The 17,771-nt window shown below is 51.0% G+C and carries 15 protein-coding genes; 14 read left to right on the forward strand and 1 reads right to left on the reverse strand.

Annotated elements, in window-relative coordinates:
* Positions 1-265 precede the first annotated feature (265 nt).
* From VK738_13510 to rfbB, 14 genes are all read left to right on the forward strand, one after another.
* Positions 266-1,042, forward strand: a complete 777-nt coding sequence (locus VK738_13510; protein ID HTD23669.1) for an ABC transporter permease — start codon at positions 266-268, stop codon at positions 1,040-1,042.
* A gap of 12 nt (positions 1,043-1,054) precedes the next feature.
* Positions 1,055-1,855, forward strand: coding sequence for an ABC transporter ATP-binding protein (locus VK738_13515; protein ID HTD23670.1), 801 nt, complete (start codon positions 1,055-1,057; stop codon positions 1,853-1,855).
* 175 nt (positions 1,856-2,030) lie between these two features.
* Complete coding sequence (gene gmd, locus VK738_13520) at positions 2,031-3,029, forward strand: GDP-mannose 4,6-dehydratase (GenBank protein ID HTD23671.1); 999 nt, start codon at positions 2,031-2,033, stop codon at positions 3,027-3,029.
* A complete protein-coding gene (locus VK738_13525) occupies positions 3,029-3,979 on the forward strand; it encodes a GDP-mannose 4,6-dehydratase (protein HTD23672.1) in 951 nt (316 codons plus the stop codon). The genes gmd and VK738_13525 overlap by 1 nt, the downstream gene beginning before the upstream one ends.
* 149 nt (positions 3,980-4,128) lie before the next feature.
* The gene (locus tag VK738_13530; protein HTD23673.1) at positions 4,129-5,364 is read left to right on the forward strand and encodes a class I SAM-dependent methyltransferase; all 1,236 of its coding nucleotides are present in this window, start codon (positions 4,129-4,131) and stop codon (positions 5,362-5,364) included.
* A gap of 76 nt (positions 5,365-5,440) precedes the next feature.
* Positions 5,441-7,666: a glycosyltransferase gene (locus tag VK738_13535; GenBank protein HTD23674.1), complete on the forward strand. Its 2,226-nt coding sequence runs from the start codon at positions 5,441-5,443 to the stop codon at positions 7,664-7,666.
* Positions 7,667-7,777: 111 nt separating this feature from the next.
* Positions 7,778-9,481: a methyltransferase domain-containing protein gene (locus tag VK738_13540; GenBank protein ID HTD23675.1), complete on the forward strand. Its 1,704-nt coding sequence runs from the start codon at positions 7,778-7,780 to the stop codon at positions 9,479-9,481.
* A 54-nt stretch (positions 9,482-9,535) separates the two neighbouring features.
* Entirely contained in the window at positions 9,536-10,336 is an 801-nt protein-coding gene (locus VK738_13545; protein ID HTD23676.1) for a class I SAM-dependent methyltransferase, read from the forward strand.
* 293 nt (positions 10,337-10,629) lie between these two features.
* The gene (locus VK738_13550) at positions 10,630-11,469 is read left to right on the forward strand and encodes a methyltransferase domain-containing protein (GenBank protein HTD23677.1); all 840 of its coding nucleotides are present in this window, start codon (positions 10,630-10,632) and stop codon (positions 11,467-11,469) included.
* A gap of 311 nt (positions 11,470-11,780) precedes the next feature.
* Entirely contained in the window at positions 11,781-12,590 is an 810-nt protein-coding gene (locus tag VK738_13555) for a hypothetical protein (protein HTD23678.1), read from the forward strand.
* Positions 12,591-12,759: 169 nt separating this feature from the next.
* Positions 12,760-13,503 (forward strand): hypothetical protein, encoded by a 744-nt coding sequence (locus tag VK738_13560; GenBank protein HTD23679.1) that lies wholly within the window; start codon positions 12,760-12,762, stop codon positions 13,501-13,503.
* A gap of 170 nt (positions 13,504-13,673) precedes the next feature.
* The gene (locus VK738_13565; GenBank protein HTD23680.1) at positions 13,674-14,765 is read left to right on the forward strand and encodes a glycosyltransferase family 2 protein; all 1,092 of its coding nucleotides are present in this window, start codon (positions 13,674-13,676) and stop codon (positions 14,763-14,765) included.
* A 138-nt stretch (positions 14,766-14,903) separates the two neighbouring features.
* Positions 14,904-15,659: a sugar phosphate nucleotidyltransferase gene (locus VK738_13570; GenBank protein ID HTD23681.1), complete on the forward strand. Its 756-nt coding sequence runs from the start codon at positions 14,904-14,906 to the stop codon at positions 15,657-15,659.
* A 21-nt stretch (positions 15,660-15,680) separates the two neighbouring features.
* On the forward strand, positions 15,681-16,706 hold the full coding sequence (rfbB, locus tag VK738_13575) for a dTDP-glucose 4,6-dehydratase (GenBank protein HTD23682.1): 1,026 nt from the start codon (positions 15,681-15,683) through the stop codon (positions 16,704-16,706).
* 9 nt (positions 16,707-16,715) lie between these two features.
* Here rfbB and rfbD read toward each other — a convergent pair whose 3' ends face one another.
* The gene (gene rfbD / locus VK738_13580; protein ID HTD23683.1) at positions 16,716-17,600 is read right to left on the reverse strand and encodes a dTDP-4-dehydrorhamnose reductase; all 885 of its coding nucleotides are present in this window, start codon (positions 17,598-17,600) and stop codon (positions 16,716-16,718) included.
* Between the last annotated feature and the right edge of the window lie 171 nt (positions 17,601-17,771).

A 17,771-nucleotide genomic window follows, 5' to 3' on the forward strand; every position in this document is an offset into this window, starting at 1 on the left:
ACAGAACAATCATTGTCACTGAGTGCGAAACGGGTCAATTATACTTGCTCTGGTCTTGTTGCTGCAAAAACTCCGTTCCAAGTCAGCAAATCTAGTTCAAATATAGGAACCCGGATTTCTTGCAGTATCTTTTTGAATATTAATATTTTGTATCCACTCTTCCACGGTGGATGTTTCATGACTGGTTATCGGTGGCAAGTGGCTCACTCCGAGACCAAATAGCTTATAATCTCCGTTCGGAACACGTCACCCACAATCTCTTAAGATGTTGCAACTCATACGCGAAACTTATCAGAACCGAGAACTTATTTGGGCCTTGGCGCTCAAGGAGCTGCACGTACGTTACAAGCGCTCGGTGCTGGGTTTTTTGTGGGCTTTATTGCACCCCTTGTTCATGATGATTATTCTAACGGTGGTTTTTTCTTCTCTTGTTGGCTCCCGCGTCGAACATTACGCCGTTTTCCTCATCAGCATGCTGCTGCCCTGGATCTTTTTCGCGCAGGCACTCACTTATTCGGTAGAATGCCTGGTATCCAATGGCGAATTGTTGAAAAAAGTCAGAGTGGCGAAGTCAGTATTTCCGGTGGCGGTCATCCTCTCCAATACAATTAACTTTTTGCTTTCTTTGCTTCCGCTGGCGCTTATTTTGGTGGCATTGCGCTTCCCGCTGCATTGGACGTGGGTTTATCTGCCTATCCCAATCATGGGGCTTTTGATGTTTGTTCTGGGATGCGGGTTTTTTCTTTCAGCCGTGAACGTATACTTTCGTGACGTGACCCATATCGTGCAGATCATTCTTCAAGGCTGGTTTTATTTCTCTCCCATCATGTTTTCTCTGGAGCTTCTGCCGCAGCAATACCGCATGTTTTTCCGCTTAAATCCAATGCTCTACATTCTGAATGGATTCCGCCTGGCGATTTACTATGGACAGTTGCCCACGCTGCAGTCGGTAGCGGCTTCGATCGGAATTGGGGCAATTACCCTGTTTTTGGGGTATAGTTTTTTTCGGCGACTGGAACACACCTTTGCGCTTTATGTTTAAATTTTGCCATTTGTGAAAAACCGTATTCATCTTGATGACGTTGTTCTGCGCTACCGGCTCATTCACGAGCGCCCCGATTCATTGCGCGAAGCCTTTGCCAAGATCTTTCGCAAACGTTCCCAAGTCATGCAATTGGAGGCTGCCAGCCACGTTTCGCTGGACGTGAGCGACGGTGAGATCCTGGGGATCATCGGGCGGAATGGCTGCGGCAAAAGCACGCTCTTAAAAATCATCGCTGGCGTCCTCAAGCCGACGTCGGGCATTGCTCGAGTGGATGGTTCGATTGCCCCACTGATCGAACTGGGTGCCGGGTTTCACCCTGATTTGACGGGCCGCGAAAACATCGTCCTGAACGGCTTGCTGCTGGGCCTGACGCGAAAGAAAATCCGCGAGTACGAGCAAAATATTATTGAGTACTCTGAACTGGGCGATTTTATCAATTCACCCGTCAAGCAATATTCTTCGGGGATGTACATGCGCCTCGCCTTTTCGATCGCCATCCAGGTAGATCCGGACATCCTCCTTGTGGATGAAATTCTTTCGGTGGGCGATGCTGAGTTTCATGCCAAGTGCGATGAATCCATCGCGGGTTTTCACCGGCGCAACAAAACCATTGTGCTAGTAAGCCATGAGCTGGAAACTGTGGCACGCATGTGCAATCGTGTCTTGTTGATGGAAGCAGGCCGGGTTGTTGCAGATGGGCCAGCAGAACAAGTGATTCAGGAATACTATTCCCGCATGAACAATCATGCCCCGGCGGAATATTGTCTGCCTGTGCCTTCCGGCCCCACCAGTACGGCTGGGAATGACTGAGAAACCCGCACATTTCCCTGGAAATACCAGCACGGTATACGTGGCATGCTGCGAAATTGTTGAAGCACAAGCCGCTGGGCTACATAGATTAAGTTAGACTGATACACAAAAGAAGTTCTTCGCAAGAGTTGGTACTCTTAATGCTGATCTCGAAAAAAAGTTTCTGGAGGCGTGGATGGGCTTGCGGGCATTGATTACGGGAATCACGGGTCAGGATGGATCGTATCTTGCTGAATTCCTGCTGGAACGTGGATACACCGTCTTCGGACTGATTCGACGCAGTAGTGTTGAAAACTACGATCGCATCGCGCACCTTGTCGATAAGATTTCTTTTCTGCAGGCAGACCTGCTGGATCAGAGCTCGCTTATCAATGCGCTGCGTCAAGCCAAGGCCCAGGAAGTCTATAACCTGGCAGCACAATCGTTTGTTCCCACTTCATGGCATCAACCGGTTTTGACCGGCGAATTTACGGCTTTAGGCGTAACCCGTTTGCTGGAGGCCGTTCGAACAGTGGATTTGGATGTACGTTTCTATCAGGCGTCGAGCAGTGAAATGTTCGGCAAGGCGATCGAGACCCCTCAGCGCGAAGCCACTCCCTTCCACCCTAGAAGTCCTTACGGGGTGGCGAAGGTGTATGGGCATTACATTACCGTAAATTACCGCGAAAGCTACAATCTGTTCGCCTGTTCCGGAATTTTATTCAATCATGAGTCTCCCCGGCGTGGTATTGAATTTGTGAGTCGCAAGATTACGCAAGGAGTGGCCAAAATCAAATTGGGACGCGAACGAGAACTCCGCATGGGTAATCTCGAGGCGCGCAGAGACTGGGGGTTTGCCGGGGATTTCGTGCAAGCGATGTGGCAGATGTTGCAACAGGAGCAACCCGATGATTATGTCATCGGAACAGGGGTTTCCCATTCGGTAGCCGAGCTTTTGGAAATCGCGTTCAAGAGCGTCGGGCTAGAGTGGCGAGAATTTGTGAGAATTGATGAATCCTTGTTGCGCCCCGCGGAAGTTGACCACCTATTGGCAGATACAACCAAAGCCACTCAAAAACTGGGATGGAAGCCTAAAGTGTCATTTGCTGAACTCATTGCTATGATGGTTGACCATGACGTTTACCGGATCCAAAGAGGAATGCCCCTATACGCTAGTGTCGTGGCAGGCCTCTGATGCGAGTTTTGATAACGGGCGCCACCGGATTTGTTGGACAGCATTTGACGCGTCTTCTGATGGGCCGGAAACACGAAATCTTTGGCACATATCTCGTCAGAAACAGCACCCAATTTCCAGCAAAACTCAAGCTATTACATTGCGATTTGTGCCAACGCGAGAGCGTATTAAGAATCGTACGTCAATTGCGTCCTGAACGCGTTTATCACCTGGCTGCCTTCTCGTCTGTGAAGGACTCGTTAAAAGACCCCCAGGCTGTCTATGAAAACAATTTCATAGGTACCCTCAACCTGCTGGAAGCAATTCGCGACGCCGCGCCTCGAGCGCGAATCCTCTTGGTTGGTTCAGGGCAGTGTTATGGCCGTGTTGCGCCGAAGCGTCTGCCTATCACCGAATCGGAAATTCTTCTTCCCGAAAATCCCTACTCTGCAAGTAAAGCCGCTGCGGACCTGCTTGGCTATCAATTCTTTTGCAGTTATGGATTGCATGTCGTTCGCGCGCGGCCCTTCAATCACACCGGACCCGGACAGTCGGCCGAATTTGTCTGCTCCGATTTCGCCCGCCAGATCGCGGAAATTGATCTCAGATTGAAGCCGCCTACCCTCACCGTGGGTAACCTGAATGCTGTTCGCGACTTCACCGATGTCCGTGACGTAGTGCGGGCCTATGAATTGCTCCTGCGCAAAGCCGATGCTGGAGAGGCATACAATGTCTGCTCGAACCGGGCGACATCTACGGCACAGATTGTGGAAACATTGCGTTCTTTTGCAGCGCTTCCAGTGAAAGTGAAGATCGATCAGGCACGAGCACGTAAGCATGAGATCGAGCAGCTCTACGGCAGCCACCACAAGCTGCGTGAGGCAACAGGCTGGAAGCCGCTGTATACTCTTGAGACCACGCTTCGTGATCTGTACAGTCACTGGAAGAAAGAACTTCAAAAACCCATCTGATCCCGCCTTTTTGCCGCGCTTGCCGGCAAGCAGCCTACCAAGCGAATTCGGCAGCGCGTCCACACCAAACTCAACTTGACGGCTGAGCTAAGGAAACTTTACGTTATATGGGCGGGAATGACATGACGGATCAAGAGATACTGAGGAAAATGCAAGAACATGTTGTCCAAGAGGGCGGGCAAGGCGGGAGTATTCCTGCCGTGGCGCTCTCCAACTCCAATGGCATGTTCTATTCCGATGCTGCCGACCTCAGCTTGCAAGAACTCGAGAGTTTGGTCAATGAAGGCATTACTCGCAGTTTGTTGGTCGGAAGCATTAATCCGCGTCCGCAAGGGTTGCACAATAAGATCATTCAGCTCGTGAAGAAAGTAATGAGGCGCTTCCTGGTATGGTATATCCGACCCGTCCAGGAATTGAACGTGGTTGTTCTGGGAACTCTGCAGAGGTTTGTTGCGATGCACCAACAACATATCGTCAAGCTCAACAGTTTGACTGCCGACTTTGAAGAGTATGCGTCGCGGCAACACCAGATCGACGACGAACTGCAAGAGATACGTCGAGCTCATATTTACGAAACCCTTCAACATCAAGAGGCAGCACTGCGAAGGCTCGAGCATCGGTTGGCAAGCCATTCTTCCGTAGAAGGCAAAGTCGAACAAAATCCAAATACCGGTTCCGTGCCACTGATGCAGACTGGCAAGCCGCACAAATTCAGTTTTGACTATGCTTGGTTCCAGGAGCGCTTTCGAGGAAGCGAGGCGCTGATTAGAGACCGGCAACGTGCTTATCTGAAGCACTTTCTTGGCCGTACTGCGATCATGGACGTCGGTTGCGGCCGCGGAGAGTTCCTGGAATTGTTGCGCGAACACGGGGTTTCGGGAACCGGTGTGGAAACCAATAATGATGCAGTTCTACTCTGCAAAGAGAAGGGATTAGAAATCATTCAGGGAGACATCTTCGAAGTTCTGGAATCCAGGGCCGATAGTTCATTGGGCGGGATCTTTAGCAGCCAGGTGATTGAACACTTGCCTGTGGAATTGCAGTTGCGGCTGCTCGATTTGTGTTATCGCAAGCTCAAATCAGGGTCACCGGTCCTTATAGAAACCATCAACCCGGAGTGCGTCTTCGCGCTGGTGCGTAACTTCTACCTTGATCCAACCCATGTTCGCCCCGTGCCGCCAGAACTGCTGCAGTTCGCAATGGAAAGCAAGGGTTTCAATAATGTTGAATTGAGCTCTTCAGCTCCGGTAGAACACAAATATGTGCAAGATCTGCCGGTTTCAAATCAATTCCCGGAACTCCAAAAGATAAGAGACACAGTTCTTACCATGAACCAGTTTTTGTTTGGATATCAGGATTACGCAATTGTCGGATGGCGCCCGTAGCAATCTGTAGGCAAACCTAATGCAAAGCCATACTTCAGTAACTTCCCCGCTCGACGACAAATTTCGCAGCAGGAAAATGCTTCCCGAACCCCCGCCCATCAAGGCAGACATGGCCGCGTGCACCATCATCGCCAAGAACTATCTCGCAATGGCGCGGGTTCTGGCGGAATCGTTCCAAAGACACAATCCTGACTGCCCTTTTTTTGTTCTGTTGATGGATCCCGTTGAGGGATACTTTAATCCTGAGTTGGAACCGTTCCATCTCTTGGAAGCCAGGCATTTACCCATTCCTCATCTTGAGGGTCTGCTGTTCAAGTATGATGTCATGGAAGCCAGTACTGCGGTTAAGCCTTATTTACTGGAGTATCTTTTGAAGCGGCACGAGTTGGGGAAACTCGTGTATTTCGATCCTGATATTCTGATTCTCAACCCCTTGCATGAGCTTTCGAAAGTATTGGACGACTCTTCGATTGTTCTTACGCCTCACATCACGCGTCCCTATCCCGACAAAGCCAGGCCCAATGAGTACCACCTTCTTGTGGCTGGAAGTTTTAATCTTGGCTTCATTGGACTGCACAAAGACCATCAGACCCAAGAATTTCTGGGCTGGTGGCAGCGCATGGTCTACCAGAACTGCGTTTCTCTTCCTGAAAGGGGCCTTTTCGTCGACCAAAAGTGGATTGACCTGGTTCCCGGACTCTATGACGACGTAGCCATTTTGCGTGAGCCGGGCTACAACGTGGCCTATTGGAATCTCCATGAGCGGCGCGTCACAATCAAAAACGACGATGTTTTCATCAACGATGAACCCTGTTACTTCTTTCACTTCAGTGGATTCAATCTAGGCAAACCTTCAGAGATTTCAAAACACCAAACCCGTCATAAGATGTCAGGGCTGGGCGATGGCAAAGAGCTTTTCCTGCGATATCGTGACCTAGTTGCTGCGAGCGGCTGGAAGCAGAGTTCCAAATGGCCATATACGTACGAGTATTTCGACAATGGCGTGCGGATCCCCAAAATTGCCCGACGATACTACTGGGGTTTAGGCGAGCAGGTCGTGCGCTACGGCAATCCATTCAACTGGCTGGGGAACATGGAAACAAGTGAGGCGCCCGCGGCGGATGCCAATGGGTTGCAAAAGCACGCGGATGAGCAACAGCAGCAAGCCGGCGAGAAACTGCCCTTTGGGGTGAACGTGGTAGGTTACGTTACGTCGGAAAAAGGAGTGGGTGAGGTTGCCCGTAGCAACGTGCGCATTCTACAGTCGGTGGGCGTACCTTGCATCGCCAACAGTTTCGTAGATACCGGCTCCAAGAACCTGGAGAGCCCTCCCAAAAACCTGCACAGCACGAATCCATACAGCATTAATCTGATCTGCGTAAATGCCGATCAGACACCGTATTTCGCGCAAAAGAACAAGGATTACCTTCGCGGGCGCTACAACATAGGTTACTGGCTTTGGGAACTTTCCGAATTCCCGGAGGAGTGGTACGGCAGTTTTGATTACATCGACGAGCTCTGGGTCCCGACCAAGTTCATGTATGACTGTTTGAGCGCAATTTCTCCCGTTCCGGTGAACCGTGTACCCTGTTCGATTGATCCTGAGACCAAGCCTTCGTCCTCCTGGGGGCGCGTCGAATTCGGGCTGAAATCCGATGAATTTGTCTTCTTGTTTCTCTTCGACTTCCATAGCTATATGGAACGCAAAAATCCGGTGGGATTGATCCGAGCGTTTAAACAGGCTTTTGGTAATCGCAAAGACGTAGTGTTGCTTATCAAGACCGCGCGCGCTGACTTCGATCCTACCGGCCGCAAGCTTCTGCAGGCTGAAGCCCGCGGCGCCAATGTGCGCTTTTTAGATGAAGTGCTGCCTCGGGAGGCTATCAATTCCCTGATCTCCGCTGCAAATTGCTATGTTTCTCTTCACAGGTCTGAGGGATTTGGTCTGACGCTCTCGGAGTCGATGATGCTCGGCAAGCCGGTCATCGCCACTGCATATTCCGGCAACATGGACTTCACGACCGAACAGAACAGTTTTCTGGTCCGATACAAACTACGGGAAATCGAGCAAAGTTACGGTCCGTATAAAGCCGGCTGGGTTTGGGCAGATCCAGATTTGGATCACGCAGCGGAACAAATGCGCTATGTTTTTGAAAACCCTGAAGCAGCCGCTAGAATTGCAGCGCGCGGGCGGGCTGATGTCATGGCCAACCTGCACCCGCGCATCCTGGGCGAAGAGGTGAAGGCGCGGCTTGAAGTTTTACAAAGAGAAAAAGAGGGGAACCTCGTCACAACTCGCTGACCCATAAAAACAATGTTTGATTCCATTTGTCGTTTAGCTCGCGAGAGTGATTATGACTTTCGGAGTAGTGCACAACCGGCCGATCCTTTGGCTTACCGGTTTGAAGAATGGGTGCCCTATTACAAGACCAAGTGGGCGATTACCCGAGTCCTCAAACCAAAATCAATTCTTGAAATCGGCGTTCGTTTCGGATATTCCGCCGCGGCTTTCCTGAACGGCTTTCCATCCGCAGAGTACCTGGGTATTGACCTGGATATCGATACTTTTGGTGGAACTTCGGGCGCAATCGAGTGGGCCAAAAAGATTACGTCTTCTTTTCGCGCTAACTTTTTGGTTGAAGACAGTCAACAAATGGAGCGCTTCCCGGGAGATGTTTACGACCTGATTCATGTTGACGGCCAGCAGGATGGGGATGGCACCTATCACGACATGCAACTTGCCGCCAAACAAGGACGGTACATTCTAGCGGATGGCTATTTCTGGACCCGGCAGAACTTTGCAGCCCTCAGTGAGTTCCTGTACCAGTTTCGGGAGCAAATTGAATATTACGGCGTGATTCCTGGGTATGCCGGCGAGTTGCTCATTCGAGTGAGAGACTCCTCTCTTGCCAGGCAAGAAAGCAACCAAGACGCCCAGAGCGCCAACAGCCTTGCGTTGCAGGGTACATATACAAGTGATTACTACTTGCATGATTGTGGGGGATATCTTCAGTACCGACAAAACCAAGGCAAGAATTTAGAAGATGTCCGTCTTATTGATGTAGCGGCGGTTGCCGGTCTGAAAGGAGGAGGCAGGGTCCTCGACCTGGGATGCGGTCGCGGAGAGCTTTCCTACTATTTCGCTCAAGAAGGCTTTGAGGTGACCGCAATTGACTACTCCGCTGATGCAATCAAACTGGCGGAAAAGTGTTTCGATGGCGATGAGGACTTAAAACGCAAAGTAGAGTTTATCTGCGGCGACGTGTGCACCGTCAAGCTGTCAGGCAAATATGATCTGGCAGTGGCCTCTGATTTGATTGAGCATCTTTCGCCAGAAGAGTTGGAAAAGCTTTACTCCAGGATTTCCGCGCATCTTGCTCACGATGGGTTTTTTGTGCTGCACACCTTCCCGAACCGCTGGTATTACCAGTATGAGTACGCGCGCAAAAGAAGAGTAGCTGCATCGGTGGGAGCATATTTGTCTCCGCAGCCGCGGAGCCGGTATGAACAGCTCATGCATATCAATGAGCAGTCGCCGCGGATCATGAAGAAAAGCCTGCACCGCCATTTCGCGCACGTGCTACTGTGGTTTGCGAAGCCGGAAGATCCGGTAAGTAATTTGCTTCGCAAATTCACGAAACAGGAATTGCGTGCTACGCCCGATCTGTTTGCGGTTGTCTCGCAATCCAGGGTCAAACCGGAACAAATTGCCGCACTTTTACAAACCCATCCATTGCACGATCTCAAGTTGAACGGTCTGAGCCTTGCCGCCGAGCAGGTTCCTGGGCAGGTTCATGCTAATTCCGATTTTCACGTCAAGGTAACGCTTAAAAATTCAACTAAGGCGCTCCTGAATAGCTTCATGCCAAATCCCGTCCGGATCAGCTATCACTGGCTGAACAGCCAGGGTTCCAATTCTATTGTTTACGACGGATTGCGCACGAATCTGTTTCCCGCTTTACGCCCCGGCCATACACGCGCTTATTTGGTAAATGTCCAGACACCCGCTCATCCTGGTTCTTATATTCTCCGAATGACCCTCGTACAAGAATTTGTGCGCTGGTTCGATGATCCACCGTTCAATCTCATGGCAGATCTCAGTGTCGTTGTGAAATAGAAATATGTGGAGACTTGCAGTCAGACTTTCAAAAGATCGAGACAAGGGGGCGCAATGGATTTACGAGTTTACAGCCTTACACCGGAACAAATCGAGAGAGCAACCCATTTGTTTGACTATCAACCTTATATCCTCTCTGATGATATTCAGACTGGCATAGCCTATGACTTTTTGTATGCAGCGGAGGATCCAAATCGCTACCTCGCCAATCGTCGATTGGTTTCTAAATCAACTTGGGAGAGGTTTGTTGCGGCAAACGCACAATTGCGCCAAATGTACGATGATTGGATTGATCAAATGTCGAGTCTTTGCGGCACCGAAAGCAGTGTTGCTGATATAGCCTGCAATACGGGTTACTTCCTCCACCGTTTCGCCTTGAAGGGACACCGTAAAACAGTTGGATACGATCGCCTGGACACTTCAGAGGCGATTCAATTTATCAACAAGCTAGTGGGAACATCCGTGGAATTTATTCACCAGAGTTATGATTCCTGGACCCATAAAATTCCAGGCTGCGCTCAGCACGATATTGTGATTGCTTCGGCAATCATGTTGCACCTGAGTGATCCGCTTTATTTTCTGCATTTCCTGGGGTCTATTACCAAAAAATGTTTGTTTTTGTTCACGCTGGTCAATGATTCGCCTGACCATATCATCCACTACATAACCGCTAACAAATTTTATAAGGATGACTTCCCGCTTTGTTTCGATAACCACTCCATTTCGTTTCCTCTTTTGACGTTGGGTCTTCAGCGCATGGGATTCACAACAATTTTAGAAATCCCCCATCGCCAGTCATGGCTGCCCTCGCATTGGTACAACCAATACAAAATGTTACTTTGTTTCAAACATTGAGTTTGGCGAGGGGGGGTGGAATTATCCAGGATCGGCAGCGTTGAGAAATAAAGCCGATGCCCATTTTTGAATGGCCCGAAACGGAACAAATCGCGTATTTCTTAAAATGCTGATTGAGTCCCGCCTATCCTAAGGTCTTACAATAGTGCTGCGTTGCGTCAATTCGTTCAGCGGCCACTTCATATGTGAAATTCAGCAAGTTGCCATGAGTCTGGAAGAGGGCGCTGGTTAGAATAAGATTCATGGAAGAGTGTTTTGTAGCAGAATTACGAATATCTTGAGGAATCTGAAAGATGAAAGAGCAAGCAACCACGGCGAAGCAGGAATCTATAAGACAAAAAATCAATAGCTTTCCCTATTGGTATCATCAGATCGAAATCGAACCAGGAATTAGCACCCCCGGTACTCACGCCAGCGCGGAAGCGTTGCAATTGCTGCAACTCCCCCAGGACTGCAGGGGGATGCGGGTCCTCGACATCGGAGCGCGCGACGGGTTCTTTTCTTTCGAGCTTGAGCGCCGTGGAGCAAAAGTGTTAGCGATAGACTACTTTGGTCCAACTATAACAGGCTTTGCGATCGCAAGTGAGTTGTTGCACTCCCGCGTACGGTACGAGGTTCTTAACGTGTATGATTTATCTCCTGCAACTCACGGGAAGTTCGATATTGTGCTGTTTCTGGGGGTCCTGTATCACTTACGGAATCCACTTCTTGCGTTGGACCGGATCTGGAACGTCTGCCGAGATCGCCTGTGGCTGGAATCACAGGTCATAGACAACGCATTTCTTAACATGTCAACCGGTGAAATGATGGCCCTCGATAAGATTGCCCCCTTAATGAAAGAAATGCCGATCATGCAGTTTTATCCCAAAGACGAGCTTAACAAAGACGGGAGCAACTGGTGGGCACCCAACCTTGCGTGTCTTACGGCCATGTTGGAAACGTGCAACTTCGTGGTGCAGAGGAAGGTTGTAAACGGAGGACGTGCAATCGTCGAATGTAAAGTTGGAAGCAATCCTGTAGTTGAACACCTGCGCTTCCTGGAACGTTCCACTGCAAATGGTGGGCACCCAACCTTAGGTACCTTACGGCAATGTTGGAAACGTGCAACTTCGTGGTGCAGAGGAAGGTTGTAAACGGAGGACGTGCAATCGTTCGAATGCAGAGTTAGGAAGTGATGTAGTAAAATACCTCTGCTCCCTGGTAAGCACCACTTCTTCACAAATACAATTATTGACGGGGCACTATGATTCGCAATCTTGCTAGCAGACTCTATCTGTCTACAAGTTCGATCCTCACCGCGCTAACTGGGCATGTACTAAAGGCATCGAGAATTCTGCTTGACAATCCGGCTCATAATTGAGTATAAAAGGGGAGCCTACTCTCCCCTCACAGAATGTCAATAAGTATATTCTGTCCCAATTTCGAAAATTTACGGAGGCTTAGAATGAACGTACGTGGGTTGTTACTTACTCTTTTTGTAGTATCGCTCTCGGTGTTCGCCTTTGCAGGTAGCGCATGCAATAAGGCGACCGTGCTCAATGGAGATGGCAGAATCCTGGACTTTGATTTTGTCGCTCCCACGAGTGCTAACTATTATCAGTTCAATGTGTCTGCGAACCACTCGTATTCTGTCGAAGTGCGTCAGGATTACGACGACCTGCAGTCGGGGACGCCGGATCTCACCACAGCGGCGTTTACAGACAGCGCCTGCTCTGTGGCCTTGGGAAATGCAAATACCCTCGCTGCTAACAATAACGTGCACCACACTGAAAACAACGACCCGGCGCTTCCTGCTAACTCGCAGCGTTTCAGCTTTACCCCAACTGCTTCAGGAACCGTATATCTGGCGGTTACAAACTCCAATGCCTCTACTGGCCGCTACGTTTCTATCACGGTGGCCGAGACGACTATTTTCTACAGTCGCTGGAGCACCTTCAGCGGCTTTTCGACGCAGTGGGCATACCAGAACACAAGTTCGCAGCCTGTTGCCGTCACCTTGACAGTTATCGATACGTTGGGGAGTCCCCTGATGAACCCTAACCCCATAGTTGTCTCGTTCAGTGTGGCCGCCGGCAGCGAAGTATTTCAGCTTACGCCGTCTACCGTCGCTGCTCCAGCGCAGCACGGAGGTCCTGCTTTTGCAACTACGGACGGACCTCCGGGAGCGGTACTGCCTGACTGCTATTTCATAAACGGCACTGCCACAATTGTTGTACCGTCCACGATTTCACCAGTGCGGCAATCCGCCCACTAAGCAAGGGCTAGTAAGGTCTCCGTAAATTTCTGGGAGATTGCGCGAGGAATTGACTTTTCCTCGCGCAATACCCGGAAGGGTGTGAGAAAAAAATATTATGGCGCTAATGAGATGGCGAAAAGTGGTTCTGAAGATATTTCTTTGTGGTTTTGCAAGCTGCAGCATGCTCATGGGGCAGACACAAGTTGCCAAATCATCCGATATTAGCGTTCATTACGTTTTCCCAAAATTAACAGTAGTCGTAAGCCAATCTTCCTCGTTGCAATCTGTTTTAAAAGAGCTGTGCCAGCAGACGCAGGCGGAATGTAGTGGCATTGAACAAACCGCCGGTTATAATGTCGCCTCGTCAACGCTTCGTGGAACTTGGAGCGAAGTTGTTGACCAACTGATGGAAGGAACTGCGCTGAATTATGCGGCTGGTCCGCCGTCAGCATCACTGGCGGGAAGGCTTATCATTCAGGGCCAACGAGTGGCTCTGCCTCCCCCAGCGAACGTGCCTCCGCAAGATTTCAACAACGCCACCATGGCTTCGGTTCCCACCATGGCTTCAACAAGCCCTGTTTCCACAGCTAGCGACAACACAATGTCAAATCAAGGCCCTGTCCCCAATGTCGGCGTTGCACCTGGAACAGGTGCACCTAGTTTTGGGGCCTTCGGAGGTGCAAGAGCTTCTTCTGGCGCCATGCCGGGGACCTTTGGAAATCCATTGACCAGCGAGATGCCTTCAAACCAATCTACAGAATTTGCTGAATTTCAGCCATTTCCCGATGCACACGGCAATTTGATTCCAACTTCGAAAGAGCCGGCGCAATATTTGCCATTTCCCGATGCACACGGCAATCTGATTCCAGTTAAACCAAACGATCCCGGTGGCTCTCCCTTTCCTGCATCAGCAATCCTATCCAGGCACTGATTATTGCTGGGTGCTTTCACTTCTGAAATTCTGCAAGCCTTCGCTTTGGTATCGCCCAGAATTCAATTTTTAACTCATTAATAACTGAACGGTGGAATTCCAGGAACCCTCACCCTCTTTCTGAAGCTGTCCCCAAGCCTGAGGTGTAGTATCAATAGCTGCCCTGGGTTATGGAGTTACCTTTACTGCAAAAACTTTCTTCGCCTTCCATTACTGTGATTATCCCTGCGCTGCGGCGGCCTGATCTCACGCAACGATGCTTGCGTTCTCTCGCATTACAAAAGGCGGCAGGGTTGGAAATCGTGATCGTGGAGAATGAAGCTCAGCAGAACACAATCTTTCATCTCGAAACCCTGCCTGTTGATTTTCCCTATCCGGTGCGCCAAATTCTCCTAGAGCAGAATCTCGGTACAACGGACTCCATTAATCGGGCGTTGCAGAATGTTGGCCCGGAATTTATTTTGCTGCTGAACAATGACGTAGAACTGGAACCACAATTTGCGACGCTGCTCGTAGAAAAACTGAAATCAGATTCCCAACTGGCATTTTCTACCGGCAAATTGCTCAATGCGCAGGAGAAAACCCGCTTCGACGGCGCCGGGGATGCGCTTTTACTGGGTGGCGGCGCCTATCGTCTTGGCCATCAAGATGTCGATAGCGGCCAGTTTGATCAGTCGGCGGAAGCCTTTGTGGGCTGTGGTGCAGCTACGCTCTACCGTCGCAGCGCGTTCGAGCATGCCGGCGGGCTCGATGGTGATTTCTTTGCTTACCTCGATGACGTTGACCTGGCCTTTCGGCTACAACTCGGCGGCTGGTGCGGGGCTTATGTGCCCAACGCTGTTGCATATCACATTGGCAGCGCAACGCTGGGCGATTCCATGCATCCGCGAATCGTCCGTTGGATGACACGCAACCAAATTCTGCTCCTGCTGAAGAATTATCCCGCGAGTGTGTTCTTTCGGCTACTGCCACGGATTTGGGTTTATCAATTTTTGTGGTTTCTGATGATCTTGCGTCGCGGAAATGCACTTTCTTACATAGGAGGCATATTTGACGCGGTGAAATTGCTGGGGAGCGTGCCTGGGAAACGCAAGCAGGTACAATCCCAGCGCAAGATTACCAGCACGGAGCTGATCCAGAAACTACGCGCCTCCGAAGCCCAAATCTATGCTTGGCACTGTACACGCGACGCAAAGATGAAGTCTGCATTGCTGCGCATCTATTTTGGATTATTCGGCAAGCCTCGGGCCATCTCAGGATAAACGCCCGCTGATTATTGAAATGCTATGATAACGGTTTCTGAAGCTGACCTTGTGCAAGCCGGAGCAAGCGTGCATGATCTCCGGGGGTGGAGAAGAGCCGGCACGTGAGAAGATAAACTCAAAACTCAAGAGGACTGTATGAAAGGCGTAGTACTAGCGGGTGGATTGGGAACGCGGATGATGCCGCTGACGAGGGTGACGAACAAGCATCTGTTGCCGGTGCACAATTTGCCCATGGTGTTTTATCCCATTCGGGCGCTGGTGAACGTGGGGATCACGGAGATCCTGATCGTGACTGGCGGGCACAATGCGGGAGACTTTCTGCGGCTGCTGGCCAATGGCAAGGATTTCGGATTGCAGCGGCTGAACTATGCCTACCAGGAGGGCGAAGGCGGCATTGCCGATGCGTTACGCTTGGCGGAGTACTTTGCCGAAGAGGATTCGATCTGCGTGATCCTGGGAGACAATATTATTGAGAACAATTTTGTGGAGAGCGCCGAGTGCTTCCAGCAGCAAGAGAAGGGGGCGCATATTATTTTGAAGGAAGTGCACGATCCGGAGCGTTTTGGTTGCCCGGAGATCGTGGAAGGGCGGATTATCGGCATTGAAGAGAAGCCCAAGCAGCCCAAGTCGAACTATGCCGTGACCGGGATCTATCTGTACGATAACGCGGTCTTCGAGAAGATTAAGACGCTGAAGCCGTCGCAGCGGGGTGAGCTGGAGATTACGGACATCAACAACATGTATCTTCGGGAGGGAACGCTGACGCACAGCATTCTGGAGGGTTGGTGGACGGATGCCGGGACCTTCGAGTCCCTTCGCCACGCCACGAACCTGGTGGCCGAGACGGGAGCCAATAAGCTGACGAAACCGGCAGCAGTGGCGAGGAAATAGAGTAAGTAAAAGGGAGAGGCATTGAAGATACTGGTCACAGGCGGGGCGGGATTTATCGGATCGAATTTTATCCGGCAGACCCTGCACAGCGGTAAGAATACCGAGGTTGTCAACTTCGACAAGCTGACGTATTCCGGGAACCTGGAGAACCTCGCTGATCTCGCAGAGAACCCACGGTACCGGTTTGTGCGCGGCGATATCGCCGATGCGGCGAAGGTGGCAGAAGTATTGGCCAACGGCTTTGATGCGATTGTAAATTTTGCGGCGGAGACGCATGTAGACCGCAGCATTGAGAACGCAGCCCCGTTCGTGCACTCTAACGTGATCGGGACTTTGACCCTGCTTGAGGCCGTGCGCCAGCATAAAACCAAGCTGTTTATCCAGATCAGCACGGATGAAGTTTATGGCAGTGCCGGGACAAAAGACAGCTTCACGGAGGACCAGATTCTGGATCCGCGCAGCCCATACTCGGCGAGCAAGGCAGCGGCCGATCATCTAGTGAACGCTTATATCCATACTTATGGAATCTCGGCCATCACGCTACGCTGCACCAACAACTACGGCCCCTATCAGTTTCCGGAGAAGCTCATCCCGCTGATGATTGCCAATGCGATAGAGGGAAAGCAGCTGCCCGTCTACGGCGACGGCATGCAGGAGCGAGACTGGCTCTATGTAGAAGATTACTGCCGCGCTATCGCCTTTGTGCTTGAGCGCGGAAAGCCCGGTGACGTGTACAACGTGTCTTCTGGAAGTCCGACACCGAATCTGGTTGTGATCAAGACGATTCTGAAGATGCTGGGCAAGCCGGAGTCGCTGATCCGGTTTGTGACGGACCGTCCGGGCCATGACCGGCGCTATTCGCTGGATAGCAGCAAACTGCGCCGCGAACTGGCCTGGAAGCCGGAAGTGGGATTTGAAGAGGGTATCGGCAAAACCGTGGATTGGTATCTGAAGAACAAAGTGTGGCTCGAGCGGGCGCGTTCGGGCGAATACCGCAACTACTACGAACGCCACTACACCCGCCGCGAAGAGACCTTTAGCAAGTAAAAAGCGTCTTCAACTTGCTTGCAGCCCTGCCTTCTTGCGCGTCTGCATATACTCTGCCAGTGCCTCCTGCCAGGGACGAAAGTCGCTGAACCCGACGCTGCGGTATGCCTGATTGTCGAGTACAGAATAGGCCGGGCGCTTTGCCTTGGCGGCATATTGCTCGCTGGTGACCGGGTTTATGACCGTATGTGTCTTCGCCAGACGAAAGCACTCACGGGCGAAATCAAACCATGAACATTCTCCCGTGCTGGTCATGTGAAACAGGCCTTGTGCTCCGGAAGGAAGCAAGCGAACCATGTGCCGGGCCAGTTCGCGTGTGCTGGTGGGCGTGCATACCTGATCGTTGACCACGCTTGGGGCTTTGTTGGCAGCCGCCAGCTTCAGCATGGTTTCCACAAAATTCCCGGTTTTGCTCTGGCTGCCTGCCAGCCCATAGAGCCCACATGTGCGAATGATGAGATGGCGAGTGCAGTTTTGTTGTACGGCAAGCTCCCCGGCAAGACGCGATTTTCCATAAATAGAGAGAGGTTTGGCCTCGTCGCGTTCCACGTAGGCAGAACGTTTTACTCCATCAAAGACATAGTCGCTGCTGAGCTGCACCAGCAGCGCATTCTGCCGTTGCGCGGCCTGTGCCACATTGCAGACCCCGCCCTCATTGACGGCAAACGTGGTTTCCGGTTCCTCCTCGCAGAGGTCTACTCGATGGAATGCCGCTGTGTTGATGATGCACTCGGGATGGGTGCTTGCGATTAAATTATCCACGGCGCGTTGGTCGCGGATATCGAGCTGCTCATGGGTCACGGGAATAATTTCGTAGCTCTTGCCGGCAGCCGTAAATTCGGCCTGCAGGTCACGGGCGAGCTGGCCGTTAGCCCCGATGAGCAAAATCTTCATGTTTGGCAAGATATCACGGCAGCTTCTAAGGTGTTGCCTTTCTAGGATAACCTTAGCCGTTGCTGGGGTATCATTCTGATAAAATTTATGTGTTTCATAGTGCTAGAGCATTTTCAGAGTGACCATAATTTCGTCTAGCATGAAACATCCCTGAGTGTTCAGACTAACTCC

The sequence above is a fragment of the Terriglobales bacterium genome, from assembly GCA_035487355.1.
Lineage (GTDB): Bacteria > Acidobacteriota > Terriglobia > Terriglobales > Acidobacteriaceae > QIAW01.